General features: G+C 74.1%; 17 protein-coding genes and 1 tRNA gene. 9 read left to right on the top strand and 9 right to left on the bottom strand.

Translation table 11 applies throughout. The annotated features are described in order from the left end of the window. Nucleotides 1–88: 88 nt before the first annotated feature. On the bottom strand, nt 89–3,331 hold the full coding sequence (locus OG455_RS16880; protein ID WP_266294505.1) for an AAA family ATPase: 3,243 nt from the start codon (nt 3,329–3,331) through the stop codon (nt 89–91). A gap of 330 nt (nt 3,332–3,661) precedes the next feature. Further along, nucleotides 3,662–4,648, bottom strand: coding sequence for a sigma-70 family RNA polymerase sigma factor (locus OG455_RS16885; protein ID WP_266294507.1), 987 nt, complete (start codon nt 4,646–4,648; stop codon nt 3,662–3,664). A gap of 363 nt (nt 4,649–5,011) precedes the next feature. On the opposite strand from OG455_RS16885, the gene OG455_RS16890 reads away from it, so the two are divergent. From OG455_RS16890 to OG455_RS16900, 3 genes are all read left to right on the top strand, one after another. Continuing rightward, the gene (locus tag OG455_RS16890) at nt 5,012–5,839 is read left to right on the top strand and encodes a phosphatase PAP2 family protein (protein ID WP_266294509.1); all 828 of its coding nucleotides are present in this window, start codon (nt 5,012–5,014) and stop codon (nt 5,837–5,839) included. Nucleotides 5,840–6,250: 411 nt separating this feature from the next. Continuing rightward, complete coding sequence (murJ, locus tag OG455_RS16895) at nt 6,251–8,593, top strand: murein biosynthesis integral membrane protein MurJ (protein ID WP_266294511.1); 2,343 nt, start codon at nt 6,251–6,253, stop codon at nt 8,591–8,593. An 11-nt stretch (nt 8,594–8,604) separates the two neighbouring features. Beyond that, entirely contained in the window at nt 8,605–9,498 is an 894-nt protein-coding gene (locus OG455_RS16900) for a carbon-nitrogen hydrolase family protein (RefSeq protein WP_266294513.1), read from the top strand. Between the two features lie 37 nt (nt 9,499–9,535). Here OG455_RS16900 and OG455_RS16905 read toward each other — a convergent pair whose 3' ends face one another. Both OG455_RS16905 and pcaB read right to left on the bottom strand, forming a co-directional pair. After that, nucleotides 9,536–11,119 (bottom strand): PucR family transcriptional regulator, encoded by a 1,584-nt coding sequence (locus OG455_RS16905; RefSeq protein ID WP_266294515.1) that lies wholly within the window; start codon nt 11,117–11,119, stop codon nt 9,536–9,538. 184 nt (nt 11,120–11,303) lie between these two features. Further along, nucleotides 11,304–12,716: a 3-carboxy-cis,cis-muconate cycloisomerase gene (pcaB, locus tag OG455_RS16910; protein ID WP_266294517.1), complete on the bottom strand. Its 1,413-nt coding sequence runs from the start codon at nt 12,714–12,716 to the stop codon at nt 11,304–11,306. A gap of 207 nt (nt 12,717–12,923) precedes the next feature. On the opposite strand from pcaB, the gene OG455_RS16915 reads away from it, so the two are divergent. After that, nucleotides 12,924–14,300, top strand: a complete 1,377-nt coding sequence (locus tag OG455_RS16915) for an LCP family protein (protein ID WP_266294519.1) — start codon at nt 12,924–12,926, stop codon at nt 14,298–14,300. 112 nt (nt 14,301–14,412) lie between these two features. On the opposite strand, the gene OG455_RS16920 is transcribed toward OG455_RS16915, so the two are convergent. Continuing rightward, nucleotides 14,413–15,684, bottom strand: a complete 1,272-nt coding sequence (locus OG455_RS16920) for a S9 family peptidase (protein WP_266294521.1) — start codon at nt 15,682–15,684, stop codon at nt 14,413–14,415. A 429-nt stretch (nt 15,685–16,113) separates the two neighbouring features. Here OG455_RS16920 and OG455_RS16925 point away from each other — a divergent pair, with 429 nt between their 5' ends. Continuing rightward, entirely contained in the window at nt 16,114–17,433 is a 1,320-nt protein-coding gene (locus OG455_RS16925) for a glycoside hydrolase family 18 protein (protein WP_266294523.1), read from the top strand. A gap of 81 nt (nt 17,434–17,514) precedes the next feature. Here the strand turns inward: OG455_RS16925 and OG455_RS16930 are convergent. Then, nucleotides 17,515–17,587: transfer RNA gene (locus OG455_RS16930), tRNA-Arg, on the bottom strand. Nucleotides 17,588–18,043: 456 nt separating this feature from the next. Between OG455_RS16930 and OG455_RS16935 the strand changes: the two genes are divergently transcribed. Further along, complete coding sequence (locus OG455_RS16935) at nt 18,044–19,021, top strand: DUF5996 family protein (RefSeq protein ID WP_266294525.1); 978 nt, start codon at nt 18,044–18,046, stop codon at nt 19,019–19,021. Between the two features lie 368 nt (nt 19,022–19,389). On the opposite strand, the gene OG455_RS16940 is transcribed toward OG455_RS16935, so the two are convergent. Continuing rightward, a complete protein-coding gene (locus tag OG455_RS16940) occupies nt 19,390–20,574 on the bottom strand; it encodes an acyltransferase (protein ID WP_266294527.1) in 1,185 nt (394 codons plus the stop codon). 202 nt (nt 20,575–20,776) lie between these two features. After that, the gene (locus OG455_RS16945) at nt 20,777–21,466 is read right to left on the bottom strand and encodes a rhomboid-like protein (protein WP_266294529.1); all 690 of its coding nucleotides are present in this window, start codon (nt 21,464–21,466) and stop codon (nt 20,777–20,779) included. 145 nt (nt 21,467–21,611) lie between these two features. On the opposite strand from OG455_RS16945, the gene OG455_RS16950 reads away from it, so the two are divergent. From OG455_RS16950 to OG455_RS16960, 3 genes are all read left to right on the top strand, one after another. Then, complete coding sequence (locus OG455_RS16950; RefSeq protein WP_266294531.1) at nt 21,612–22,700, top strand: substrate-binding domain-containing protein; 1,089 nt, start codon at nt 21,612–21,614, stop codon at nt 22,698–22,700. A 71-nt stretch (nt 22,701–22,771) separates the two neighbouring features. Then, nucleotides 22,772–23,005 carry a hypothetical protein gene (locus OG455_RS16955; protein WP_266294533.1) on the top strand — a complete coding sequence of 78 codons (234 nt, stop codon included), beginning with the start codon at nt 22,772–22,774 and terminating at the stop codon, nt 23,003–23,005. 211 nt (nt 23,006–23,216) lie between these two features. After that, the gene (locus OG455_RS16960) at nt 23,217–23,984 is read left to right on the top strand and encodes a polyprenol monophosphomannose synthase (protein ID WP_266294535.1); all 768 of its coding nucleotides are present in this window, start codon (nt 23,217–23,219) and stop codon (nt 23,982–23,984) included. 117 nt (nt 23,985–24,101) lie between these two features. On the opposite strand, the gene OG455_RS16965 is transcribed toward OG455_RS16960, so the two are convergent. After that, complete coding sequence (locus OG455_RS16965) at nt 24,102–26,012, bottom strand: D-alanyl-D-alanine carboxypeptidase family protein (RefSeq protein WP_266294537.1); 1,911 nt, start codon at nt 26,010–26,012, stop codon at nt 24,102–24,104. Nucleotides 26,013–26,284 lie beyond the last annotated feature (272 nt).

Genomic DNA, 26,284 nt, shown 5'->3' on the forward strand with positions numbered 1-26,284 from the left:
GGGCGGGGCGGGGCGGCAGGACATGACGGGGCTGGGTGCGCCAGGGAAGGGACTCGGCACCGCTGGGCGAGGTGCGGCAGGCGAGCGGTCAGCCGCCGGTGGCGAGGGCTCGGGCGAGTCCGGCGCGGGAGCGGACACCGAGCTTCCGGTAGACCCGGGAGAGCGTCCCCTCCACGGTCTTCACGCTCACGAAGAGGGCGGCGGCCACCTCGCGGTTGCTCGCGCCGTCGGCCGCCAGGCCCGCCATCCGCTGCTCACTGGCCGTCAGCAGGCCGCCGTCCGAGCCCGGCAGGGCCACCGCCTGGTCCAACCGCTCCAGCTCCCGCGCCACCCGGGCCAGCAGCGGGCGGGCCCCGTGGTCCGCGCAGAGGTCCCGGGCCTCCAGCAACGCGGCCCGCGCGCCCGGGCGGTGGCGCAGGCGCCGCTCGACCGAGCCGAGCGCCACCAGCGTCCGGGCCAGGTCCAGTGGCAGCCCCAGCGCGCGCTGCCGCTCCGCCGACCGCCGCAGCAGCTCCACCGCCTCACGCCCGTTCCCCACTCCCGCCTGCGCCAGTCCGGCGGACCGGTCCAGCACGGCCAGCGCCGGGGCCTGCGGCGCACCGGCCCAGCGCGACGCCAACTCACCGCCCTGGTGCAGCGCCTGCGCGGCCGCACCGTGCTCGCCCAGGGCCGCCAGCCCCTCCGCGAGCAGCGCGAGCCTGCGCACCGCGGCCGGGTCCGCGAATCCCGCCGCCGCGCTCAGCCGCCGCGCCTCCTGGAGCACCTCCACCCCGGCCGCGGTGGCGGCCGCGTCCCCCCGGAGCAGGCCGGACTCACCGAGCACCCCGAGCGCTCGCACCTGGTGCCAGCGGTCACCGGCCGCCGCCGCGCCCGCCGCCGCCCGCCGGGCCAGCTCCCCCGCCAGCCTGGCGCTGCCGCCCACCAGTTCGGCGAGTGCAACGGCGTGCAGCGCGGGTCCGTGGACGGGGCCGGCGGCGGGCGCGGGGTGGGCCAGCGGCTCACCGAGCGCGGCGAGCGCCTCGCTCAACCGGGTGGCCGCGGCGGTCGCCGCGGCCACCTCGCCGAGTTGGGCATGGGCCGCGCAGCGCAAGCCGAGTGCCAGCAGGTCGGGCGTGGTGGCGGCCGCGAGCGGGCTGAACACGCGCTCCGCCCGCGGCCCGGCAATGGCGAGCCCGACAGCAGGCGGGAGAGCGGCAGGCGGGACGGCGAGCGGCGGGGCAGCGGGCGAGAAGGTGCGCGGGGCGTCGGGTGGGGTGGCAGATGGCAGGACGTGCGGGACGTGGACGTGCGGGACGTGCGGGACCGCGAAGGAGCCGGTGGCGGCCGAGGCGGCGAGGGCGGCCCGGATCGCGGCGGGGTCGTCCAGGGCCAGCTCGGCGGTGAGCAGGCACAGGCGCGGGTCGGGTCCTCTCGCGCCCCGCTCCGACTGCCGCGTCAGCGCGGTCGCCTCCGCCAGCGCGCGTCGCCCGGCCGACAGTTCGCCGCGCGCGGCCCTCGCCACCGCCAACGTCCCGAGTGCGGCGACCCGCTGGGCGAGCGCGCCCGGGACGGCCGAGGTCAGCGCCGCCTGGACCACGGTCAGCGCCTGCTCCGGGTTGCCGGCGAGCAGGTGACGTTCGGCGGCCCAGCGGAGCAGTTCCGGCTCGGCCCACCCGGCGGTCTCGGCCCCATCGGCGGCCTCCGCCCAGCCGCCCGCGCCCGAGCCCCCGCCCGCGCGTCGGAGCGTGCCGAGCTCGGCCAGGCCGTCCGCGATCAGCTCACCGAACCCGGCCAGCGCCTGCCCCGCCGAGCGGAGCAGCACGACCCGGGCCCGGGTCCGCAGCGCCACTGCCACCTGGGGGCCGGCGCCCAGCGCCTGCAGCGCCAGCGCCCGAGCCTGCGGCCAGTGCGCGGCGTCCGAGGCGTAGTCGGCCGCGTCCACCACGGTCCGCGCGCCCAGCGAACCCTGCCGGATCGCCAGCACGGCCAGCTCGTAGGCCGTTTCAGGTGCCCCGCGCCGGTGCGCCCGGCGAGCCGCCTCCGCCAGCGCCCGGGCGCCGGGGGCGTCCAGCTGGGCCAGCGCGGCGAGCCGGACGCACTCGTCGGGGTCGGGCTCGACGGCGGCCAACGCGGCTCGGGCGGAGGCCAGTTCGGCCGGCGAGGCCTCGGCCAGCAGGACGGTGGGGACCATCGGCTCGCCGAACCGCAGCTCACCGGCGCGCAGTTCCCCCGCAGGCCCGGCCGCGCCCAGCACCGGGTCGGTGGTGGACGGGGTGTCGACCAGCTCCAACAGGCCGGCCCGCAAGGCGCCGTCGAGCAGCCGCAGCGGCTCGCTGCCCGCGGCCCGGCGCAGCAGCGCCAGGGTCGGACGCGTCGCCGCGGCGGCCGCCAGCAGCAGCTGCCGCTCCGCCGCCCCGTACGGGCGCAGCCGCTCCAGCACCTGGGCCCGCAGGCTCGGCGGCACCCGGTACGGGGTCACCAGGCCGAGCCGGGTGCCGGCCCGCGCGAGCTCCAGCGCATGGCCCGGGTTGCCCGCCGCGACCCGCTGGACGTCGCGGAGCAGCACCGCCGGCAGCGGGCCGCCGAGGTCGCGGGCCAGCAGGTCGGCGACGGCGGTCGGTGCCAGCGCGGCCAGTCGCACCTCGACCGTCGACGGCGGGCAGACCTCCCACCAGCGGACCGCCCCGTCCCCGCCCGGCCCGTCCTGAGCGTCCGCCTTCTCGACACCCCCGCCGTCGGCCGCGGGGCCACCGGCCGTAGGACCCGCCCCGCCCCGCGCACCCGCCCCCGCACCGTCCCGCACGGTCGCGAGCACCCGCACCCCCGCCTGTGCCCCACCCGCCCGGCGCAGCGCGAAGCCCAGCGCCCGCGCGCTCGGCACGTCCAGCCACTGCAGGTCGTCGAGCACCAGCAGCAGGCCACCGCCCTCGGCCGGCGCGGCCGCCAGCCGCAGCAGTTCCACCAGGCCGCGCCCGAGCGCCAGCCGGTCCACCGCGGCGCCGGGGCAGGGCCGGGGCAGGGCCGCCGCCGGCGCGGCACCCGCCGACTGCGGCAGCGCGTCGAGCAGCGCCGCCGGGCGACCGCCCGGCAGGCCGGCGAGCAGGTCGCCGAGGCCGACGTAGGGCAGCGCGCGCTCCGGCACGGCGGGTGCGCAGCGCAGCACGACGGCACCGCACCGGGCGGCCTCGGCGGCGAGCGCGTCGGCGAGGGCGGTGCGCCCGATGCCGGCGGGCCCGGTCAGCAGGGCCGCTCCGCCGGTGCGCAACGCGGCTCGGGCGGCGCGCAGTTCGTCCTCGCGTCCGATCGGGGCCGCCTCGTCCCGGGCCCCGCCCCGGCCCCCGCCCGCGCCCATCTGCCGCGCCACCTCCCAGTCGCCTGCCGCCGGTCCGCGACCGCCGCCCGGGGCCATGTCAGCATGGACCTGACACCTGATCGGCCGACCACGTCCCCGGCGAAGGTCCATCTCAACCCCCGCCAGACGCCCCGTCAATAAGGGCAACCGGGCAAGCGTTCAGCCGAAACCCGGAGTTCACCGCCGTTGACCTGGTGCTGATCCGGCGCAAAGAGGCCGCCGCGCGCGAGGAAGACCACCGGTGCGAGGAGGCCACCGGGCAGGCCTGCGCCCGGGCCTCGCGAACGGGGCCCGGGCGGCTGCGGCGGTGCGGTCGCGGCCAGTGCCGCGTCAGGCGGCCTCGAAGCCCGCGTGCCCGGCGATCTTCTTCAGCTCCGCCAGGGCGTGCTTCTCGATCTGGCGGATCCGCTCGCGGGTCAGGCCGTGCTGCTTGCCCACCTCGGTGAGGGTGCGCTCGCGGCCGTCCTCCATGCCGTAGCGGGAGCGGATGATCGAGGCGGTGCGGTCGTCCAGGCGGCCGATCAGGTCGTCCAGTTCCTCGCGGCGGAGCATGACCAGCACGGCGTCCTCCGGGGAGACCGCGCCGGTGTCCTCGACCAGGTCGCCGAACTGGGTCTCGCCCTCGTCGTCCACCGCCATGTTGAGGCTGACCGGGTCGCGCGCCCAGTCGAGCACGTCCTTGATCCGGGCCTCCGTGGTGTCCAACTCGGCGGCGATCTCGGCCGGCTCGGCCTCGCGACCCAGCTCCTTGGACTTCTCCCGCTGGACCCGGCGGATCCGGCCCAGCTCCTCGACCAGGTGGACGGGCAGCCGGATGGTGCGGGACTGATCGGCGATCGAGCGGGTGATCGCCTGGCGGATCCACCAGGTCGCGTAGGTGGAGAACTTGAAGCCCTTGGCGTAGTCGAACTTCTCGACCGCGCGGACCAGGCCCGCGTTGCCCTCCTGGATAAGGTCGAGCAACGGCAGCCCGCTGCGCGGGTAGCGACGGGCGACGGCGACCACCAGGCGCAGGTTGGAGCGGATGAAGACGTCCTTCGCCCGCTCGGCGTCGGCGGCTATCGCCTCCAACTCCTCGCGGGTCGTACCCTCGGGAAGTGCGGCACCGTTGCCGTCCACATCCTCCAGCAGGTGCTGGGCGTAGACGCCGGCTTCGATGCGCAGCGACAGTTCGACCTCCTCGGCGGCATCGAGGAGGGGCGTCCTGGCGATCTCGTCGAGGTACATACCGACCAGGTCGCGGTCGGCCTCGAAATTGGTCGGGCGGGCCGTACGAGTCCGGTCGGCCCTGTCGCGAACGACGGCACGGGTGGCCATGCTTGCTCCCTTGCTGGTGAATGCCCGGGTCTGGCTGCAGGACTTCCTTGGGGGCGACGACACGCCTGCTCACTGTGCGGGACCCCGGGGGCCTCGCACGTAACAATCCAACGAGCAGAATCCGGACAACATTCCCAAGTCGCTCAGATTCTTCGGACGATGCAGTATCCTGCGCGCCCGGCCTCGGAATTCGCACCCGGTGCGACCGCTCGGTCACACCGGGTGGATCGGGCTGCCTACGGGGACCACTCGGCAAACGCCCCAGGGCCCGCGAACGATCCCCGCACCAGGTCCGCACAAAAGATGCCAAATCGCGATGCGCCTCCCATCGGATCGCCGCCTCGCGCTGGGAAGGTGTCAGCCATGCACCTGACCAGTGGCCTCGACCGCCGCACCCCGACCTCGCGGCGCACCCTGCGCGCCCGACTGCCGCGCTACGCGGCGATCGCCATGGGCGCGCTCGCGCTCTTCGGGGTGCTGCTCGCCCTGGTCGAGGGCGGCTGGGGCCCACTGGCCCGGCTCGACCACGGCTGGGCCGCGGCGCTGCACGGCTACGCCCGGCAGCACACCGCGTGGACCGCCTCGCTGGAGACCACCACGACGCTCGGCTGCCCCCTGGTGATGCGCACCCTGCTCGGGCTCGCCGCCGCCTGGCTCTGGGCCATCGGCGCCCGCACCCTGGCCGGCTGGACCGCCGCCCAGGCACTGGTGGGCTGGGGAGCCGCCTGGGCCGCCAAGTCACTGGCGGACCGGGCCAGACCGAGCTGGCCCGACCCGGTCGCACACGCCGCCGGCGCCGCGTTCCCCTCCGGGCACGCGATGGCCTCGGCGATCACGGCGGCCACGCTGGTCGCCCTGATCTGGCCGCGGGCCGACCGCGCCGTGCGGATCACCTGCTGCGCGCTGGGCGCACTGGGCACCGCGGTGGTCGGCTTCACCCGGGTCGGACTCGGGGTGCACTGGCCGAGCGACGTGCTGGGCGGCTGGTTCCTCGCGGGCGCGGTGGTCGGCGGGACCACGGTGGCGGTGGAGCTGTGGCGGCCCGGCGCGCTCTCCCGCGATGTGCGGCGGGTGGACTGGCGGACCAGGCCCCGGGTGCAGAGCGTGCTGGCCGCGGCGGTGCCGTTCCCCGAGCTGGCGCCCGGCACGTTCGAGGTGGAGTTCGACACCCGCGGGCCTGACGGTTCGTGAGATACCTCACACGAGTGATCCGCCGACCATCGGGGAGGTAACCGGGCAGGGCGGTCCGAGTCCGCCCAGGGCGGGTCCAGCCATGACAAAGAGGTATCAACTCGGGCAAAAAGTCCGGAAAATGGATCACCGCCAGGCCCTTCGAACGCCCTGGAAACGGCCGGTTCGCGTGCCGGAGAGATCCACCACATGACACCGGACTCCCCAGTAAGTGCCCGGGTAGGGCAGACTGCTTCGGCTGGGCATACCCATGTCCAGTTCGGGGGAACCGAGCACGACAGCGCGGCGGCGGCCGGTCGTCCGGAACTCGCGCCCATGCGTCAGCTCCGTACACCGACCAGCAGCAACCGCGCTCGCACTGCGGCCGACCCCGCAGCAGCACCTGCCCACGAACCGAGCGACGGGGGTCCGATGACCACGCACACGGCGGGCGAGCCGTACGGTTCGTACGGCCCGCCGGAGTCGTACGGGTCGGCACAGCCGTACCCGGCGGCGCCGACGCAGGGTCAGCCGGATCCGGAGCAGCAGTACGGCGCACAGGCGGCGGTGCCGCAGCAGGGCTACGGCCAGCCGGAGGGCTACCCGCAGGGCTACCCGTACCAGCAGCAGTCGCCCGGCTACGCGGAGCACCAGGGCTACGGCGAGCAGCAGGGTTTCGGCGAGCAGCCCGGCTACGGACAGCCGCAGGGATACGGACAGGCGTACCAGGAGAACCCCTACCAGCAGCAGTCCGGCTACGGTCAGCAGTCCCCCGGCTACGGCGAGCAGCAGCAGCAGGGCTACGGTCAGCAGCAGGGCTACCCCCAGGACCCGCAGCAGCCCGCCGCCGAGCAGTACTACGCCGGGCACTACCGCAGCGAGCCGGAGCCGTACGCGGTCTCCGAGCCGTACACGCTGCCGCCCGACTACGGCATGCCGCAGCTCTTCGGCGACCCGCCGACCATGTCCCTGTCGCTGCGCGCGATCGAGTCCTACGCCCCGCCGGCCCCCGGGCAGCTGCCTCAGCAGCGCGAGTCCGCCGACGGGCAGCCGGAGTCGGCGCAGTCCGAGGAGGCGGCGGCCGGGCGCAACGGGCTGATCATGGCGATCGGCACGCTGGCCTCGCGCGGGCTGGGCTTCGTGCGCAGCGCGATGCTCGCCTACGCGCTCGGCATCAAGGACGTGGCGGCGACCTTCAACATCGCCAACACGCTGCCGAACATCGTCTTCACCATGCTCATCGGCGGCGCGCTCAGCTCGGTCTTCGTGCCCGAACTGGTGAAGGCGCAGCGGACCCACAAGGACGGCGGCGTCGCGTACACCGACCGGCTGCTCACGCTGTGCACGGTGGCGCTGGTGGCCCTGACGGCGGTGGCGGTCTTCGCCGCTCCGCTCCTGGTCAGCGTCTACGCGCCGCACTGGCACGGCGTGCAGCGCGACCTGACCATCGCGCTCGCCCGGTACTGCCTGCCCGAGATCCTCTTCTACGGCCTCTTCACCCTGCTCGGCCAGGTGCTCAACGCCCGCGGCAAGTTCGCCGCGATGATGTGGGCGCCCGCGCTGAACAACATCGTGGCGATCGCGGTCTTCGGGCTCTACGCCGTGATCGGCGGCCAGGCGGCATCGGTCGGCAAGGTGACCTCTGGGCAGACGGCGATCCTGGGCATCGGCACCACGCTCGGCGTGGTGGTGCAGGCCCTGGGCATGCTGCCCTCGCTCCGGGCGGCCAAGTTCCGCTGGACCCCGCGCTTCGACTGGCGCGGCGCCGGCCTGAGCCAGCCGCTGCGGGCGGCGAGCTGGGCACTGCTGCTCGTGGTGGTCACCCAGGTGGCGTTCACCGCGCTGACCGCGCTGACCACCAGCATCGACTCCGGCGCCAGCAACGCGGCGTACAGCAACGCCTACGCGCTCTTCGTCGTCCCGCAGGGCGTCATCACCATCTCCCTGGTGACCGCGATCCTGCCGCAGATGGCCCGGGCGGCGGACGAGGGCAACCTGCCGAAGATCGGTGCGGACCTGTCCCGGGTGCTGCGGAACTCCGCTGCGATGATCATTCCGATCACCATGCTCTTCGTCGCGTTCGCCGGCCAGATCTCCGGTCTCGCCTACGGCTACGGAGCCGGCACCCAGGGCATCTCGCTGATCAGCTACTCGCTGCTGGCCTTCGCGATCGGCATCCCGTTCTTCTGCGCCCAGTACGCGCTGGCCCGCGGCTTCTACGCGATGAGCGACGCGCGGACCCCGTTCTGGCTGACCGTGGTCTCCTCCGGCACCAACGTGCTGCTCTCCTACCTGGCCTTCCTGCTGCTCAGCCCGCACTGGAAGGTCGTCGGCATGGCGGGCGCGCAGACGGCGGCCTGCGTGATCAGCATGACGATCACCGGCCGGGCGCTGGCCAAGCGCCTGCAGTCGCTGCCGCCCGCGCCCGAGGACCCCGAGGCGCGCGCCCGGGTGGTGCGGGCCTCGCTGACCAACCGCACCGGCAGCGGCCTGGACGGGCGCCGGGTCTTCGGGCTGCACCTGGGGCTGGTGCTCGCCTGCCTGCCGGGAGCGCTGATCGGCCACTTCCTGGCCGCCGGGGTCGGGAGCATGCTCGGCGGCGGGTTCTTCGGCAACGCGTTGGGCCTCGGTGTCGGCTCGGTGGCCGTGCTCGGCTCGCTCTTCGTGCTGGCCAAGCCGCTCGGCGCCGCCGCGGCCGTCGCGCCGCTGGCCCGCAAGCTGCGGCTGCCCTATCCCCAGGCCCCCGAGCCGAGCGGTCGGCGGCGCCGTCGCTAGCCTGGGCGGACATGACCTCCAGCCAACCCTCCCAGCCCTCCCAGCCCTCCCAGCCTTTCCCACTGCCCGCCCGACCGCTGCGCGTCGCCGCCGCCCAGGCACCGGTGGTCCGCGGTGACGTCGAGGCCAACGTGGCCCGGGTCGCCGCGCTGATCGAGCGGGCCGGCGCCGACCGGGTCCGCCTGGTGGTGTTCGCCGAGAAGTTCCTCACCGGCTACGAGCCGGAGCTGATCGCGAGCGACCCGACCCGCTACACGGTGACGGTGGACGACCCGCGGCTGGCCCCGATCGCCGCCGCCTGCCGGGCGGCCGGCACCGCCGCCGTGGTCGGCGCGGCCGGCCGGGACGCGGCGGGGGTGCTGCGGATCTCCGCGCTGGTCTTCGGGCCGGACGGCGCGGTGGCCGCGCGCTACGACAAGCAGCACCAGTTCGGGGCCGAGCGCGCTGTCTTCGCGGCCGGCGCCGCCGGGTGCACCGTGGAGCTGGACGGCTGGCGGCTGGGTCTGGGCATCTGCTACGACTCCGGGTTCCCCGAGCACGCCAGGGCCGCCGTGCTGGACGGCTGCCACGCCTACCTGGTCGGCGCGCTCTTCAGCAAGGGCGGTGGGAAGCAGCAGATCGACACCTGGTTCCCGGCCCGGGCGATCGACAACACGAGCTACGCGCTGCTGGCCAACCACATCGGGCGCACCGGCGGCCTGGACAGCTGCGGCCACAGCGCCGTCTGGGGCCCGGACGGGCGGCTGCTCACCGCGCTGGGCGAGGCCGAGACCGGGCTCGCCGTGGTCGAGCTGGACCCGGAGCGGCTGCGCGAGGTGCGGGCCGACCTGCGGATGCTGAGCGAGATCAAGGAGCGGGACGCGGGCTCGGCGACGGGCCCGCGCGCCCTGGTGCCGCTGGGCTGAGCGCGCCGCGCCGACCGGCACGCCGCTCCTGGGCCCGTCACCGCTCGCGCGGCGGCCCGCAGAGCAGGGCCGCGCGCAGGTCCAGGCGGTCGTCCAGCCGCCCCAGGTCGCGGTCGGTCAGCTCCTCGATCCGGCGGACCCGGTAGTGGACGGTGTTCACGTGGACGTGCAGCGCCTCGGCCGAGCGGGCCCAGGAGCAGTCGTGGTCGAGGAAGGTGACCAGGGTCGCCAGCAGCGCGCCGCCGGTGTGGCGGTCGTGCTCGGTGAGCGGGTCGAGCAGGCGGCGGCGGAAGGCGTCGGCGACCTCCGCCGGGATGCCCCGGACCAGGGCGGCCAGCGAGTCCAGCTCGGCACTGGCCCCCACCGAGCAGCCGCGCGGGCGGTCGGCGGCGGCCGCGTCCAGCGCGTAGCGGGCCTGCCGCAGGCCGGCGGCCAGCTCGGCCGCCGGCCGCGCGGCACGGGGGCCGACGCCGACCCGCAGCAGGTGCCGGTCGGGCAGCCGGGACTGCAGCCGGGGCCACACCTCGCGCAGGCCGGCGGCCAGCCGCACCGGGTCCTGGTCCGCCACCACGGCGACCACCCGGCCCCGCTCGTCCGCGCCGACCGCGAAGGCGGCCCCGGCGGCCAGCGCGCAGCGCAGCGCCTCGGCCAGCGCGTCCGCCGCCCACGGGGCGTCCAGTCCGTCGATCCGGGCGGCGAGCGGGATCAGCGGGAGCTCGGCGGGCAGCCCGCAGGAGGCCAGCGCCTCGCCGAGCTCGGCGGGGTGCACCGGCGCCGCGCCGGTCAGCAGGCCGGCCAGCCGCCCGGCCGCCCTGCGCCGCTCGGCGGCCTCGCCCCGGCTGCGGGTCCAGAGGGTGGCCAGCACGTCCGCCAGCCCGTGCAGCACCGCGGCCTGGCCGGGGCCGGCCGCGTGCGGGTAGAGGTACCAGCCGTCGAACGGGCTGTCGCCGCCCTCGCCGATGGTGAGCGCGGCGCCGCCGCCCTCGCCCGCCGCGCCCACCGCGCCCGGTGGCACCGGCAGGGCGAGCCGGACCGTCTCCGGGTCCGGGTCGGGGGCGCCGGCCGAGCTGGCGATGGTGCGGCCGGCGGCGGTGACCAGCGAGCAGGGACCGCAGCCGAGCCGGGAGACCGCGCCGTCCAGCACCTCGGCCGCCGGGGCGCCCGCGTACATCAGCTCGACCAGCTCGCGCCGGGCGCCGTCCGGCACCGCCGCCGCACCGGCGGACTGGGCCCGCAGGTCGCCCCACAGCCGCAGGTAGACCCGGTCGGTCACGGCCCGGAAGCTGGTGCCGGCCGGCACCGAGAGCAGCGGGATCCCGTGCACCCGGCAGGCCTCGACCAGGCCGTCGGGCACCTCGCCGTGCGTCCCCTCCCCCGCCAGCAGCGCGGCCACCCCGGCGCTGCGCAGCGAGGTGGCGAAGCGCAGCGCCTGCGCGGCGGGGTGGCCGGGCTGCCACCAGACCAGCCCGGAGAGCACCAGCTCACCGGGCTGCAGGTAGCGGGCCGGGTCCTGCAGGTCGGTGGAGGTGACCCCGGTGACCTGGCGCTCCAGCAGCTCCGGCGGGCCCCAGGCCAGCCGCAGCCGCAGGTCCGCCACCTTCAGGAGATCAGAGACGATCACCGCGACACTCCTCGGTACCGAGCGCTCGGATGCGAGCGCCGCACCCGGCCGGCCCTCTTATCAGCCAGGGATTCAGGTGCCTATGCATGGTAAATGCCAAGGGGCGGGGTCAGTAGCCCCGCGGGTGATCATCCGGATGGCGGACAGCGGCCGGGCACGGCGGGCTGCCGGCCGGGGCAGCGGGTCAGCGGCTCCGCTCCCCGACCGCGTCCTGTGCGCGGTCGGCCAGGGCGGCGGCGGCGCCGGTGTAGCGGGCCGGGTCGAGCAGGTCGGCCAGCTCCGCGTCGGAGAGCTCGGCCCGCACCTCGGGCAGTTCGGTGAGCACCTCGCCGAGCGTGCGGCCCTCGCGGGCGGCCGTGCCGGAGGCCTGGTTGAGCAGTTCCTGGGCGGTGCCGCGGCCGAGCAGCGGGGCCAGCCGGGCGGCGATCCGCTCGGAGACCAGCTGGCCCGCCGTCAGGTCGAGGTTGGCGCGCATCCGCTCGGGGTGCACCTCAAGGCCCTCGGTGAGCTCGGCGGCCAGGTGCGCGGCTCCGCCCGCCAGCCGCAGGCACTCGCGCAGCAGCTGCCACTCGGCGTGCCAGGCGCCGGCCGAGCGCTCGTCCTCGGCGAGCATGCACTGCGCGAGGCCGGCCGAGAGCACCGGGACCTGCAGCGCGGCCGAGCGGATCAGGGTGGCCAGCACCGGGTTGCGCTTGTGCGGCATCGCGGAGGAACGGCCGCGTCCGCTGACGGCGGGCTCGGCGAGCTCGCCGACCTCGGTGCGGCCCATCGACTGCACGTCCACCGCGATCTTGCCGAGCGCCCCGGTCAGCAGGGCGCAGGCGGCCCCCAGGTCGGCGATCGGGGTGCGCAGCACGTGCCAGGGCAGCGCGGGCGCGGCCAGGCCGAGCTCGGCCGCGTAGGTGTCGGTGAGCCGGCGCACGTAGTCGGCACGCGCCCGCGGGTCCTCGGCCACGCCCTCCGCGTACTCCAGATAGCCCGCCAGAGTGCCCGCCGCGCCGCCGAGTTGGACCGGCAGCCCGCCCTCGGCCAGCGCGGCCAGCCGCTCCCGGGCGGTGCGCACCAGCTCGTGCCAGCCGGCCGCCTTGAGGCCGAAGGTGGTGGGCACCGCCTGCAGCGACAGGGTGCGCCCGGCCATCGTGCTGTCCCGGTGCTCGGCGGCCAGCCGGGCCAGCGCGACCAGGGTGCGGTCCAGGTCGGGCAGGACCACCCGGATCGCCCGCTGCGCGACCAGCATCGCGCCGGTGTCCAGCACGTCCTGGCTGGTCGAGCCGCGGTGCACGTACTCGGCGGCCTCCGGCGCCTGGTCGGCGACCACCGCGGTGAGCGCGCGGACCAGGCCGACCACCGGGTTGGCGGCCTCCCGGCCCTGCCGGGCCAGCGCCACCAGGTCCAGCCGCTCGGCCCGCGCCAGCCGCCCGATCGCCTCGGCCGCCGCCACCGGCACGGTGCCCAGCCGGGCCTGCGCCCTGGCCAGCCCGGCCTCGGCGTCCAGCATCGCCTGCAGCCAGGCCCGGTCGCCGGTGACCGGCTCAACCGGGGTGCCGGCCCGCACGGGCGAGAGCAGGCCGGAGTCGGGGTCGGTGTCGGTGCCCATGGCGTGGTCCCCCAGGAGAAAACGGACGGTCGGTCAACTCGGCTCAGGGTAGGGGATTCCGCATCGCCATCGGCAGTGCCGATGTGATCTTCGCAACATTGTCCGAACTGTTGTCCCCCGGAACGCCGTGCGGAACGTCCCAGAAGGAGCGGTGCGCCAGGCGGCACACGCGGCCGGTGGGAGCCGGTGGGAGACAGCGGGGGGACCATGGCCGAGAGCGGGAAGCGCGGTGCGCGAAGCGGGACGGTGCTGCGGATCGCGGGGCGGGTGGTGGCCTGCGCCGTCTCGCTCTCGGTGCTGACGGCCTGCGGGTTCGCCTGGTACGTCCACCACGACCTGACGACCGGGATGACCACCTCGGACGCGATGCGGATGGTGAAGCAGGCCGCCGCCCAGCAGGCGGCCCAGCAGGGGCCGGGGAAGCCGACCGCCGCGCCGCCGCGGCTGGACAAGTCGGTCAACATCCTGCTGATCGGGCTGGACAGCCGCAAGGACCAGAACGGCAACGACCTGCCCAAGCAGTTCGTCCAGGACGAGTTGCAGGCCGGCAGCAGCGACATCGGCGGCTACAACACCAACACCCTGATCCTGATGCACATCCCGGCGAACGGCGGCAAGGTCGAGGCCTTCTCCATCCCCCGGGACGACTACGTCGACCTGGTCAACGTGCCCGGCGGCCACCCGCTCGGCAAGCACAAGGTCAAGGAGGCCTACGACCGGGCCAAGTACTACGCCGAGGAGCAGCTCTCCAAGCAGTACTCGGGCGCCGAACTGGAGCGCCGGGGCCGCGACGCGGGCCGGGCGGCCACGCTGCTGACGGTGCAGAAGTTCCTGGACGTGCCGATCGACCACTTCGCCGAGCTGAACCTCAAGGGCTTCTACGACGTCGCCCAGGCGCTCGGACCCATCACCGTCTGCCTCAAGAACGACATCAGCGACCCGATCATCTCCCGCACCGCCTCGACCCCCGGCGGCGGCTCCGGCTTCACCGGGCACCGCGGGCTCAACCAGCTGAACGCCTCGATGGCGCTGGCCTTCGTGCGCCAGCGGCACAACCTGCCGGACGGGGACTTCGACCGGACCCACCGTCAGCAGGCCTTCCTCGCCTCGGTCACCACCAAGCTGGCGCAGGAGGGGGTCTTCGGCGACCTCGGCCGGATGCAGGGGCTGCTGGACGCGGTGAAGCAGGACCTGGTGATCGACAGTGACTGGGACGTCCTGGACTTCGCCCAGCAGGCGAGCAGTCTGACCGGCGGCGACGTCGAGTTCAACACCCTGCCGATGGAGGGGTACGAGACGCTGGCCAGTGACGGCGACGTGAACCTGGTGGACGTGGCGAAGATCCAGGCGATGGTGCGGCAGAGCATCGACGGCGTCGACCCCGGGGCGGCCGCGCCGGCCACACCCACTGCGCCTGCGCCGAGCACGACGGGCACACCGACCGGGGGTGGCGACTCCCCCGCGGCCCCCACTCCCACGCCCAGCTCCGCGCCCACACCCGGCTCCGCGCCCACACCCGGCTCCGCGCCCACGGACAGCTACGCGGGCCCCGCCGTCGAGGGCGGCGTGCCCTGCGTCAACTGACGGTCGCTCACGGGCGGCTCCCACGAAGCCCCGGCCCCCGGCCCCTGGTTCGGGGGTCGGGGGCCGGCGGGGTTCAGCGGGGTCGGGGGTCGGGGCTCGGCCGGGCCGGGGGTCAGCGCCCGGCGAGGGTGTCGAACCAGGTCCGGATCAGGGGGTAGGAGGCGATCGCCGATCCGTTGTGGTCGGTGGCCCCGGCATCGACCACCGGCACCTTCACCCCGGCGGCGGCCAGCTCTCCCTGGCAGGCGGTGGTGTCGGCGGGCGCCACGTCCTGGTCGCCGTCCGCGTCGTAGAGCCGGACGGGTGCGCTCGGCGCCCAGCGGCAGACGGAGTCGGCCCGCTGGAACATCTCGGCGAACGCGCCGGTGGGGTGCTGCAGCCGGTGCAGGAACCCGGGGGTGAAGAGCTGCTGCAGGCTGTCCGGGAGCGCGGCGGCGATCTGCTCGTCGGTGTGCTCGCCGTCGAAGAGCGCGGTGATGGTGCTGTCGTAGGGCGCCTGGAACGCCTCGGCGGGCGAGGAGTAGAGCGGGTGCAGCCGGTTCCAGGCGACCACCAGGTCAGCGGCGTAGAACGAGGCGTGGCTGCCCAGCAGTTGACCGTTCAGTGCGGCCGGCAGCTCGCTGCCCCGCAGGTCGTACGGGCCGCTGACCGGTGCCAGCGCGGTGAGCCGGTAGCCGGGCAGCGCGCCGCCCTGCAGGGCCTGCCCCACGCTCATCGCGGCGGCGCCGCCCTCCGAGAAGCCGGTCACCAGCACCCGTCCGTCGGCGCTGCGGCCCTGACGCGCCTCCAGCGCCCGGGCGGCGGTCAGCAGGTCGAGCGAGGCGGTGGTCTCGGAACGCACGTCCAGGTACGGGTGGGTGCCGGGTCCGGTGCCCAGGCCCAGGTAGTCCGGCGCCACGGCGGCGAAGCCGTCGCCCGCGAACATCACGGCCGCCGCCCGGTCCGGGCCGTCCGCGACCGAGGGGGCGTCGCCCCGGTAGGCCATCGTGCCGTGCGTGTACTCGACGGTGGCCAGCGGCCCCGAGCCCGTGGTGCGGGGCAGGGCGACCACGCCGCTGGCGGTGGTGGGCCGACCGGTCGGTGTGACGGTCCGGTAGGTGACCTGGTAGACCTCGACGCCATCGGGCTCGGCCGGGGTGGCGAAGCCGATGCCCTGGACGTACGCGGTGGCCTGGGAGGCGTCGAACGAGTCCAGCGAGGTCGCGGAGACCAAGGTCCCGCGGGCCCCGCGGGCCGCCGCGTCGGCCGCCGAGGCGGTGGTCGCGCCGACCGTGCCCGCGGTGACCGCCAGGCAGAGCAGCCCGGCGGCGGCGACCAGTCGGCGGGGGGTGCGGCGCGGGGTGCGGCGGGGGGTCTGCTGGGCGGCGAGCTGACGGTTCGTCATCGGATTTTCCTTTTCTCGACTGCTTCCTCGATGGGCTCAAGCCTTCCAGCGGGAGCGGTCCCCAACGATGCGGGCAGCACCCGAACCGGGGGTGGGGCCAGCCGGTGTGTCCACCCGGGGGATCCGGCGCACGCGATGACGGCGGCGGGCGTGCCGTGCTGCCGCGACCCGGTCGATCGTCGCGCCGATCGGCCGTTCCATCGGTCGGCCGTTCCATCGGTCAGCCGGTGACCGATCGTCAGCACGGCTGGCCGGCAGCGGATCCCGACCATTGACCCGGCGGGCGGTGGACTATACCTTCCCTCTCATTGGTCTATGCCAATAAGACCTCCGCGCCTCCGCTCCTCCCCGCACCCCGCACCCCGCGCCCCCACCGCCGCGTCCCCCACCGCCGCCGCGCCAGTCCGCGGCGCCCGCCGAGGAGAGTCCATGCCAGTGACCCGCCGTACCGCCGTCCGCAGAGCCGCGGTCACCGCCGCGGCCGCCGCCTGCGCCTTCGCCCTGCTGGGCGCGGCACCCGCCGGCGCCGCACCCGCCCACGGGGGCGGCGGCCAGGGCGGCCAGAAGGAACTGACCGGCTACTTCACCCAGTGGGGCATCTACTCCGGCTTCATGGAGAAGAACCTGATCACCAGCGGGGAGATCAACCACCTCACCGAACTGGACTACGGCTTCAGCGCCGTCTCGGCCGCCGGCCTGTGCAGCAGCGGCGACAGCTGGGCCGACTACCAGCGCCCGTTCAGCGCCACCGAGTCGGTCGACGGCCAGGCCGACCAGGCGGGCCAGGCCCTGCTGGGCAACTTCAACCAGCTGCGCGAGCTCAAGGCGAAGTACCCCAAGCTGAAGATCGTGATGTCGATCGGCGGCTGGGCCTGGTCCGGCCAGTTCTCCCAGCTCGCCTCGACCGAGGCCGGGCGGCAGGACTTCGTCGCCTCCTGCGTGGACCAGTACCTCAAGGGCGACATCCCCGGCCTGCCCGCGGGCGCCGCCGCCGGCATCTTCGACGGCTTCGCGGTCGACTGGGAGTACCCGGGCGAGCCGGGCAACGGCAACCCGTACGGCCCGCAGGACACCCCGGACTACACCGCGCTGATGCAGGAGTTCCGCCAGCAGGAGAACCGGGTCGGCCAGGCATCCGGCCGGCACTACCTGCTCACCGCGAACACCTCCGCCAACCCGGCCTACGCCGCCAAGCTGGAGCTGCCCAAGATCGCCAAGGTCGTCGACTGGTTCAACGTCATGACCTTCGACTACCACGGCGCCTGGGAGGCCACCGGTCCCAGCGACCTCTCCTCGGCCCTCTTCCAGGACCCGCGCGACCCCAACCCCTCGAACGACCGGTTCAGCGTGGACCAGGCGGTCAAGTACTACGAGAAGCAGGGCGTGCGCCCCGAGCAGATCGGCCTGGCCATCCCGTACTACGCCCACGAGTGGAGCGGCGTGGCCCCCGGCCCGAAGGGCGACGGCCTCTTCCAGCCCGCCGCCTCGGGCGTGGCCGGCACCCCGAACTACAACCAGGTGGTCACCGCCCCCGGCAAGACCTACTGGGACCCGCTGGCCGCCGAGCCCTACAAGTACGACCCGGCCAGCGGCACCTTCTCGACCTATGACAACCCGGCCTCGGTCTGGCTCAAGGGCCAGTACATCCGCGCCAACGACCTGCGCGGCACCTTCGTCTGGTCGATGGACGGCGACACCTCCGACGGCAGCCTGACCGCCGCCCTGGGCGAGAGCCTCAACGGCCACTGACCCCAGCCGCTCTGACGCCGTGACGCCGCCGGCCCCGCGCCCCGATCGGGGCGCGGGGCCGGCGGCGTCACGCGTGCACTGTGCCCCAGGCAGGATTCGAACCTGCGACACCAGCTTTAGGAGAGCTGTGCTCTATCCCCTGAGCTACTGGGGCGGGGGCTTGTGGAAAACCTTGCCGAGAACCCTGACGCGGGGCCTCGGGCAGGTTGAACAAACACCCTGGTCAGGCGGTGGGCTGGCGCTCCGGGCGACACCTGGGGAAAGGTGGCGACCGTGTCCGCGGAGGGACAGCCGACTGACCGATGACAGACTAGCGGATCGGGCCACCGGGATCTTCGTCCGTACGGACGCGGCCGTACTCTGACAGGTCGGCACTCCTCGGACCTGCACGTTTGTCGGCTTGCTCGAAGACGCCCGGGGCTTCGGGCTCGACCGGCTCCGGAACGTCCACGGCGCGGACTGTCAGCCCGTAGCTGGATGCTCCGGGCTGCCGCTTGCCCCAGCAGTTCGTCGCTGGTCGCGGTGGGCGGGCGGGGCCGGCGGGAGGCACTGGGCCCGGATGGCCGGTGCGGCGCGCGCGGTCGCAGGCGCTGTCCTAGCGTCTGGTGACATGACGGACATCCTCCCGGACCTCCCGTTCGAGGCATGGCGGCCCACCAAGGAAACCCTCCACCGCTTCGCACAGGTCGTCGGCAAGGTGGCGCTGGCCCAGGGCACCCGGCGCAATCACTGGTGGCACATCACCTACCGGCTGACGGCGCGCGGTTGGACGACGGTGCCACTGGGCGACGTGCGCCGGGGGCCGGTGTTCACCATCACGTTCGACTTCTTCGACCACGCGCTGCGGGTGGCGTGCGCGGACGGCCGGCAGACGGCGTTCGCGCTCACGGGGCAGTCGGTGGCGAGCTTCCACGCGAACCTGCTGCACGCGCTGCGCGCGATGGACATCGACGCGGACTTCCTGGAGAAAGCCACCCCGTACGACCTCCCCGACAAGAAGCGGCCGTTCGCCCAGGACACCGAGCACACCGAGTACGACCCGGTGCGGGCGCAGCAGGCGTTCCAGGTCCTGAGCCGGGTCGGGGCGATCCTGGAGGAGTTCAGTGCGGGGTTCTCCGGCAAGGTCAGCCCGGTGCAGCTGTTCTGGCACAGCTTCGACCTGGCCGTGACGCGCTTCTCGGACCGGCAGATCGACATGCCGGACAGCGTGGACGCGGCGACGCGCGAGGCGTACTCGCGCGAGGTCGTCAGCGCGGGGTTCTGGTACGGCGATGACAAGATCCCCGAGCCGTCGTTCTACACGTACACCGCGCCCGAGCCGCCCGGCGTTACCGGGCGGCCGCTGTATCCGGCCGGGGCCAGGTGGATGGAGTCGGGCTCCGGGCACATGGCCTCCTACAGCTACGCCGACGCGCGTGCGGCGGCGAAGCCGGTGGCGGCGGTGCTGGGCTTTCTGCAGTCCGCGTACGTGGCGGGCGCGGAACTCGCCGGCTGGGACGTACAGGCGCTGACCTGCTTCGGCGGGGTCACCGACCCGGTGCTCAAACAGTCCACCCGGCACGGCTGGCCCGAATGGCCGCACACGTAGGCGCGGGTGTCCGCGGCAGTGGACCGCCGCTTGCGGGTCGCGGCGACCAGCAGTGAGGCTCCCGACGAGCACCGCCGACGCCGCGAGGGTGGTACTGCTGATCCTTCGAGGCATGGGAGTGCTCCCGGGTGTGCCTGAAGCGCTCGGCGCGGGCCACCCCTGCGAAGATCAACAATCGGACCGCCAGGAGCCCCGACCTGGGGATGCGTCTGTCCGTGGGCGTTTCGACACACCACCTGACGCGCAAGCGAACCCGAGCAGCTCGTAGGCGCGCGGCTTGATTCCGCACCCGGATCCACCCTCGGCTGCGGCGCGGCGGGATCCGCACCGCCCGTTGCGCGGTCGAGCGGCCAGGGCCCGTCCGGGCCCTAGGATCGCGCCCCGGGCACCTCTTCCGCGTAGGACCGCTCCGGTATCCCCGGTGCGGCCGCCCCCCTCGGGTCCGGGACGGTCGGCGCGCCGACCGCGGGGGCCGCCGCGGGGCTCGGCTCGGCCGGCGGAAGGTCCGGGGACTTCGCCGGCGCTGCGGTGGAGAACTCCCGAATGTCGGCGAAGGAGGCGCGGAATCCCGTGCGGAGCCACTTCGAGACCGGGCGCTCGACGACGCGGTGGACGACCCAGGCCACGATGAGCATGCCGACGACGATCGAACCGACCAGTTCGGCCGGCGGCACCTTGTGCTGGAGCCGACTGGTGATGCTCCAGCCGATGTTCTCGTGGATCAGGTACAGCGGGTACGTCAGCGCCCCGGCCGTGGGCAGCCAGCGCCAGCTGATCCGGCTGAACCAGCCGAGCGCCACCCCCGCCATGAGGACGTAGAACAACGCGAGCAGCACCAGCACCGGCCAGACCGGCGCGCGCCCGCCGTGGTAGTACAGCGCGTGGCCGTGGTAGTTGTCGATCACGAAGTACTGGCCCGCGAGGAAGCTCAGCCCGACGATCGCCCAGAGCAGGACGGACGGCCGGAACTTCCACATCAGGAAGAACGCGATGCCGCCGATGAAGAACCAGGAGTTGTTGGCGATCAGGATGTTGCTGAGCGCGGGGCTGTTCATCCCCACCGCCGCGGCCGAGGCGGCCGCCCAGACGATGCAGAAGGTGACGACCCGGCGATAGTCGACCCCGCGCCACACCACCAGCGCGAACAGCAGGTAGAAGCGCATCTCGATCCAGAGCGTCCAGTAGACGCCGTCGGCCTCGGGTGCACCGAACGGGTCCTGCAGCATGGTGAGATTGGCGAGGATCTGCGACGGGGAGAGGGAGCGCTCGGGGCCCGGGTAGAAGTACAGCACCACGGAGGTGCAGATCACGGCGAACCAGAAGGCGGGGAAGAGCCGGATCACCCGTGAGGTGAGGAAGTCGCCGAGCGAGCGGCCCCAGCAGCTGAGGCAGATCACGAATCCACTGATCAGGAAGAAGAGGTTGACGCCCAGGAATCCGTAGGTGGACGGCAGGTAGGCGCTCTTGAAGATCTTCTCGGCCGGGGTGTCCCAGCCCGACGGGTAGGCGATGTAGTGGTACGCGACGACCATGAGCGCCGCGACAAGCCGCAAGCCGTCCAGAACCGCTATGCGGCCGCCGTTCGGCCTGGAGATGACGCCAGGGGTGGTCCTGCTTGCCCTGCGGCTCCGGGCACGGCGCTGGGGCGGGGTGGTGTCGATGGTCGCCTCGTGGAGCTCGGGCGGGAATCACCCGCGCAGTCGGCAAATGTGGCGATTCTATTGGCGTCGCTCCATCTGCTGTCGGCGGGGGTGTTCAGGCGGGCCTCGACCAGGCGGCGCGCAGCCGGTGGGGCAGGCCGCGCAGTGACGCCACCGGGTCCCACGAGGCCGGGCGGGCGCGGGTCAGGGGGTAGCAGGCCAGGCCGAGCAGGACGGCGCTGAAGTGGCCGACGCTGGTGAAGTCGCGGCTGCGGAGCAGGGCGGTGCCGTAGAAGAGCAGCAGGCCGGCCAGGTAGAGGTAGCGCCAGGGGCGGGTGATCAGGTAGACGAGCACCGCCTCGACGCCGGCCAGGGCGTAGCTGACGCCGTAGTCGAGGGTGTACCTGGCCCGTTCGGGGGCATGGCCGTGCTCGATCGCCCAGTACAGCACGCCCTCGCTCAGGTAGGTGGCGCCGACGTGGGCGATGGCCACGACCAGGAGCCAGCGCAGGGTGCCCAGCCAGCGTTCGGCGGGGACGTGGAAGACGTTGTAGAGGACGAAGTAGAAGAACCAGCCGCCGCCCGCGATGTAGAACGCGCTGGAGATCAGCACCCGGACCGGGGAGACCGCCAGGTAGTGCAGGTTGGTGGAGCGCCGCTCCAGGATGCGGTGCTCCAGGTGCGGGGAGACGTGGCGCAGCGCGATGGTGGTGGCGAAGAGGATCAGCAACCAGATGTGCGTTCCTGGGGCGCTCCGGATGTAGCTCCCGTACCCGCGAAGCAGCCTGGCGACTCGGTGACCCATCGCTCCAGTCTGGGCGTTGAGCGGTCGCGCCGGAATCTCGCCACGCCAGAAGTCTTGACGCGGCAGCATGTCAGGGTCTGTCATATGGCGCATTGCGTTTGACCATGTGCGATTTTGATTGACCTGTCGACTGTTCGGAGCCCCCATGCCCGCCACCCACCCTCCTCGCGTCCACCCCCGCCCGCCGTCCCGCCCCCTTCTGCCGTCCCGCCGCCCGCGCGTCCGGCTGCGCACCACCGCCCTCGCCCTGTCGGCCGCGCTCGCGCTGGCCGGCTGCCTGACCGGCTGCTCGGGCGGCGGCTCCGGCGCCGATGCCAAGGTGACCGGCCCGATATCGCTCACCTACCTGCAGAAGCAGGGCGACCAGCAGTACTTCAAGGACGAGGCGGCCGGGGCCAAGGCCAGGGCGGCGCAGCTGGGGGTGACCCTGAAGATGGTTGACCTCGGCACGGACGCGGACCGGACGGTCGCCGAGGAGCGGGCGGCCATCGCCGCGAAGAGCCAGGGGCTGATCGTGGTGGCACCGGATCCGACCGTCGGCCCCCAGGTGGTGCAGATCGCCAAGGACGCCAAGGTCGCGCTGCTCTCCTCGGACGACGAGCTCTGCGGCCTCTCCACCGATCCGGTGGCCTGCGCGCACCAGGACCTGGTGCCCAGGGTCGGCTTCAGCGGCGACCAGCTGGGCAGCGCGGTGGGGCAGCGGGCGGCCCAGGAGTACCGCCAGGCGGGCTGGACCCCGGCCGACACCCGGATCCTCTCGGCCTGGCAGCCGGACGTCTCGGTCTGCGCCGACCGGGTCAACGCCGCCGCCGAGGCCTTCTTCACGGCCGCGGGGCGCCCGCCGCTGACCGACCTGCCGACCGACAACACCACCACGGGCGCGCAGCGCCAGGCGGCCCGGATCATCGCGGCCACCCCTGGCGTGAAGCACTGGCTGGTCTGGGGGTGCAACGACGAGAACGTGCAGGGCGCCATCACCGCGCTGCAGCAGGCCGGGGTCGGCACCGGCGACGTGATCGGCATCGGCCTGGGCGCCTACCTGGCCTGTCAGGACTGGGGCACCGGGCAGCCCACCGGCATGCGGGCCGCGCTCTACCTGAACGGTTCGGACGTCGGCGCGCTGGCCGTGCAGACCATGGTCGACAAGCTGCGCACCGGAAAGGCCTTCCCGGCCGAGTCGCTCACCCAGGCCACCATGGTCGACGCCGGCAGCAAGCCGGGCGGCTGCGCCTGACACCGCGTCAACCCGCCCGGTCACTCGCGGGACTTATTCGTTGTTGATCGCCGCGGGCTAGCGTCGCCCGGGTGAACGAGCCGAACAAGCCGAACGAACCCAGCGCGTCGAGCGAACCGAACGGGCCCGGTGGACCGGACGGACCGGAGGGGCCGGAGGGGCCGGGCGCGCCCCCGCCCGAGTGGTGCCGGCCGGGTGACCTGGAGAACTTCGTCCTGCTGCTCAGCGGGCTGAAGGAGTCGCTGGCCGAGGACCGGCGCGCGGACCCGGCGGTGGCGGCCGGGGGCCGGCGCGCCGCCGGCTGAGCGCGGCACGGCCGGCCCGGGGAGCACCGGGGTGCCCGGGGCCGGCCCACTGTCCTGCCAACGGTCACCCTTCGGGTCGCTACCATCGGGACTGGTGAGGAACCCGTGCCAGACACTCCCGGCGGACCAGCCCCGGGCCCTTGGGACGGTTCCGACACCTACGTGATCGCCGCGATCCAGGGTGGATGCGGTGCAACCGAAAGGCTCGTACGTGACTGCGCCCCAGGAACACTCCTTCAGCGACCTCGGCAAGGTGCTGGTCATCATTCCGACCTACAACGAGGCCGAGAACGTCGAACGGATCGTCTCCCGGGTGCGGACCGCCGTTCCCGAGGTGCATGTCCTCGTCGCCGATGACAACAGCCCCGACGGCACCGGCGAGATGGCCGACAAGATCGCCGAGCGCGACGACAACGTCCGCGTGCTGCACCGCAAGGGCAAGGAGGGCCTCGGCGCCGCCTACCTGGCCGGCTTCCACTGGGGCATCGACAACGGCTACGACGTCCTGGTCGAGATGGACGCCGACGGCTCGCACCAGCCCGAGGAGCTCTACCGCCTGCTGACCGCGCTGCGCGGCGCCGACCTGGTGCTCGGCTCGCGCTGGGTGCCGGGCGGCAAGGTGGTCAACTGGCCGAAGTCCCGCCTCTTCCTCTCCCGCGGCGGCTCGACATACTCGCGCCTGATGCTCGGGGTGCCGATCCGCGACGTCACCGGCGGCTACCGCGCCTTCCGCAAGGAGACCCTGCTGGGTCTGGGCATGGACCAGGTCGCCTCGGCCGGCTACTGCTTCCAGGTCGACCTGGCGTTCCGCTCGGTGCGCAGCGGCTTCAAGGTCGCCGAGGTGCCGATCACCTTCGTCGAGCGCGAGCACGGCGCCTCCAAGATGAGCCGCAACATCGTCTTCGAGGCGCTCTGGCGGGTCACCGTCTGGGGCGTCCAGGCACGGGTGGCCAAGCTCACGGAGAAGGGCAAGAAGTAGCGCGAACGCCGAAGGCCCGTACGTCGTGACGTACGGGCCTTCGGCGTTCCCGGGCGTTCCGCCGCCCCCGGTTGCTCCCGCGCACTCCTGGGCGCCCCCGAGGCGCCCCTGGGCGCCTCAGCCCAGCCGGGTGAGCCGGGCGGCGATCGCCGGGGGCGCCAGGTCGCGCTGCAGCACCACCGGGACCTTCACCTGGGCCGGCCCCTCGCCGGCGGTCAGCGTGCCGACGGCGGTGCCGGCCGGCGCCGCGTGGCCGATGCCCCCGGGCACGCCGGTGAGCGTCAGCCGGGCCGAGACGCCGGTGAAGCCGGGCACCGTGACGTCCTTGGCCGCCACCACCGGCAGGTGGCCGCCCAGCCCGTCGTCCAGGTAGCCGACCACCTCGCCCTGGTGGGCCAGGGTCTGGCCGGTGACCGCGGCCTGTCCGGCAGTGATGATCTTCGAGCTGACGGTCTGCGCGGCCTTGAGGATGTTGTCGGTGGCGGTCGGCGGTTGGCCCAGGGTGACCCCGAGGAGCAACTGCTGGGTACCCCCGACCTCCTTGGTGGCGGCCCACATCAGGCAACTGCCGGCCGGCGTGCTGGAGCCGGTCTTGGTGCCGATCACGCCGTTCTTGTTGACCAGCGCGTTGGTGTTGTAGATCTTGGTGCCGGCGATGGTGGACTCCGGCTCGGCGACGATCTGCTTGAAGATCTCGCTCTGCATCACCACCTCGGCCAGCTTCAGCTGGTCCTGGGCGGTGCTCTTGGTGTCGGCGCTGTAACCGGCCGCGTCGGCGTAGCTGGTGCTGCTCATGCCGAACGTGGCGGCCCGGTCGTTCATCTTCTTGACGAAAGCTTCCTCCGAACCCGCGTCCCAGCGGGCCAGCAGCCGGGCGATGTTGTTGGCGCTGGGCAGCATCAGCATCTCCAGCGCCTCGTACTCGCTGATCTGCTGGCCCTCGGTCACCTTGGCGGTGGACTGGTCGGAGTCGCCCGACTCCTGGGCGGCCGCCTTGTCCACGGTGAGCATCGGTCCCGGCTGGCCCTTGGCCAGCGGGTGGTCCTGCAGGATCAGGTAGGCGTTCATCACCTTGGTCACGCTGGCGATCGGGACCGGCGTGGCCTTGGGCCCCGAGCTGCCGAGGCTGCCCAGACCCACCACCTCGGCGGCCGCCTGGCCCTTGGCCGGCCAGGGCAGCGCCGGTGCCTCGCCACCGAAGGTGTAGGAGGTGGCGGCGGTCAGCCGCACCTGGGGGGCGGGCAGCGGGCGCAGCAGCTGGGCCACCGCAAGGCCGCCGGCCAGCACGGAGAGCAGCAGCACGCCGGCGGTGGCCCGCCGCAGCGCGCCGCGCGCCCGCGAGCGCGGGCGGCCGCCCAGCGCGGTCAGGCCCGGCACGGCCGGCGGCTCGACCCCGGCGCCGGCGGGACCGGGGTCGGCGGGACCGGGGTCGGCGGCAGGGCCGAAGTCCGGGGCAGGACCGAAATCGGCGGCAGGCCCGAAAGCGGCGGCAGGGCCGAAGGCGGGCGCGGGCGGCACGGGCGGGGCCGTTGGGGCGGCGAGGAGCACGGCGGCCAGGGGGGCAGCGGCCAGGGGGGCGGGCTCGGGGGCCGGCGCCGCGGCGGGCTCGTGTTCGATGGGCGACGCGTCAGCCGGCGCGGCGTCAGCAGGTACGGCGTCGGCCCGCGCCGCCACGGCCGGCACCGCGTCGGCCGGCACCCCGTCGACCGGCACCTGGTCCACGGCTGCCGCCGGCTCGTCCCGGATCGCGAGACGCGGGTCGACGGTCTGCGGCTTCTCCTCGTCGGCCTCGACCGGTTCGGCCGGCTCCGGCTCCGGCATCCGCAGGAAGGTGGTCCTCATGTCCGCATCCCGGACGCGCAGCTGGACGGTCGATCCGCCCTTGACCGCCGGCCCGGCGGAGGCCCCGCCCCCCGCTCCGTCCGGTCCCGCCCCCCGCGGCCCGGCCGCCTCCGGCGGCGGCGCCGACCCGGCAGCCGCGGGCTGCTCCCGCTCCCCGTCCTGCACCTTCTCCGGGGCGTCGCCCACCTGTTCCGACCTCCTCGTTCTCGGTCATCGTCCTACGCCGCGGGGGTTCCACCGCCGCGGGTCCGACCTGTACAGTCTCCGCCACCGCGGCCCGTTCGCAGTCCGCCACACCCCGTCCGACCGGCGGTTATTCCGGGTCGGCGGCCTGTCCCCGGCTCAGACGTCACCCTCTCGGCCCCCGGTTCCCCGCACCGCGAGCGCCCCGCGACCGCCCCGGAAGAGTTCCCGGCCCAAGGTCACGATTCGGAGGCGTACTCGACAAGTCCGTGTGA

It is taken from the genome of Kitasatospora sp. NBC_01287, from assembly GCF_026340565.1.
Classification (GTDB): Bacteria; Actinomycetota; Actinomycetes; order Streptomycetales; family Streptomycetaceae; genus Kitasatospora.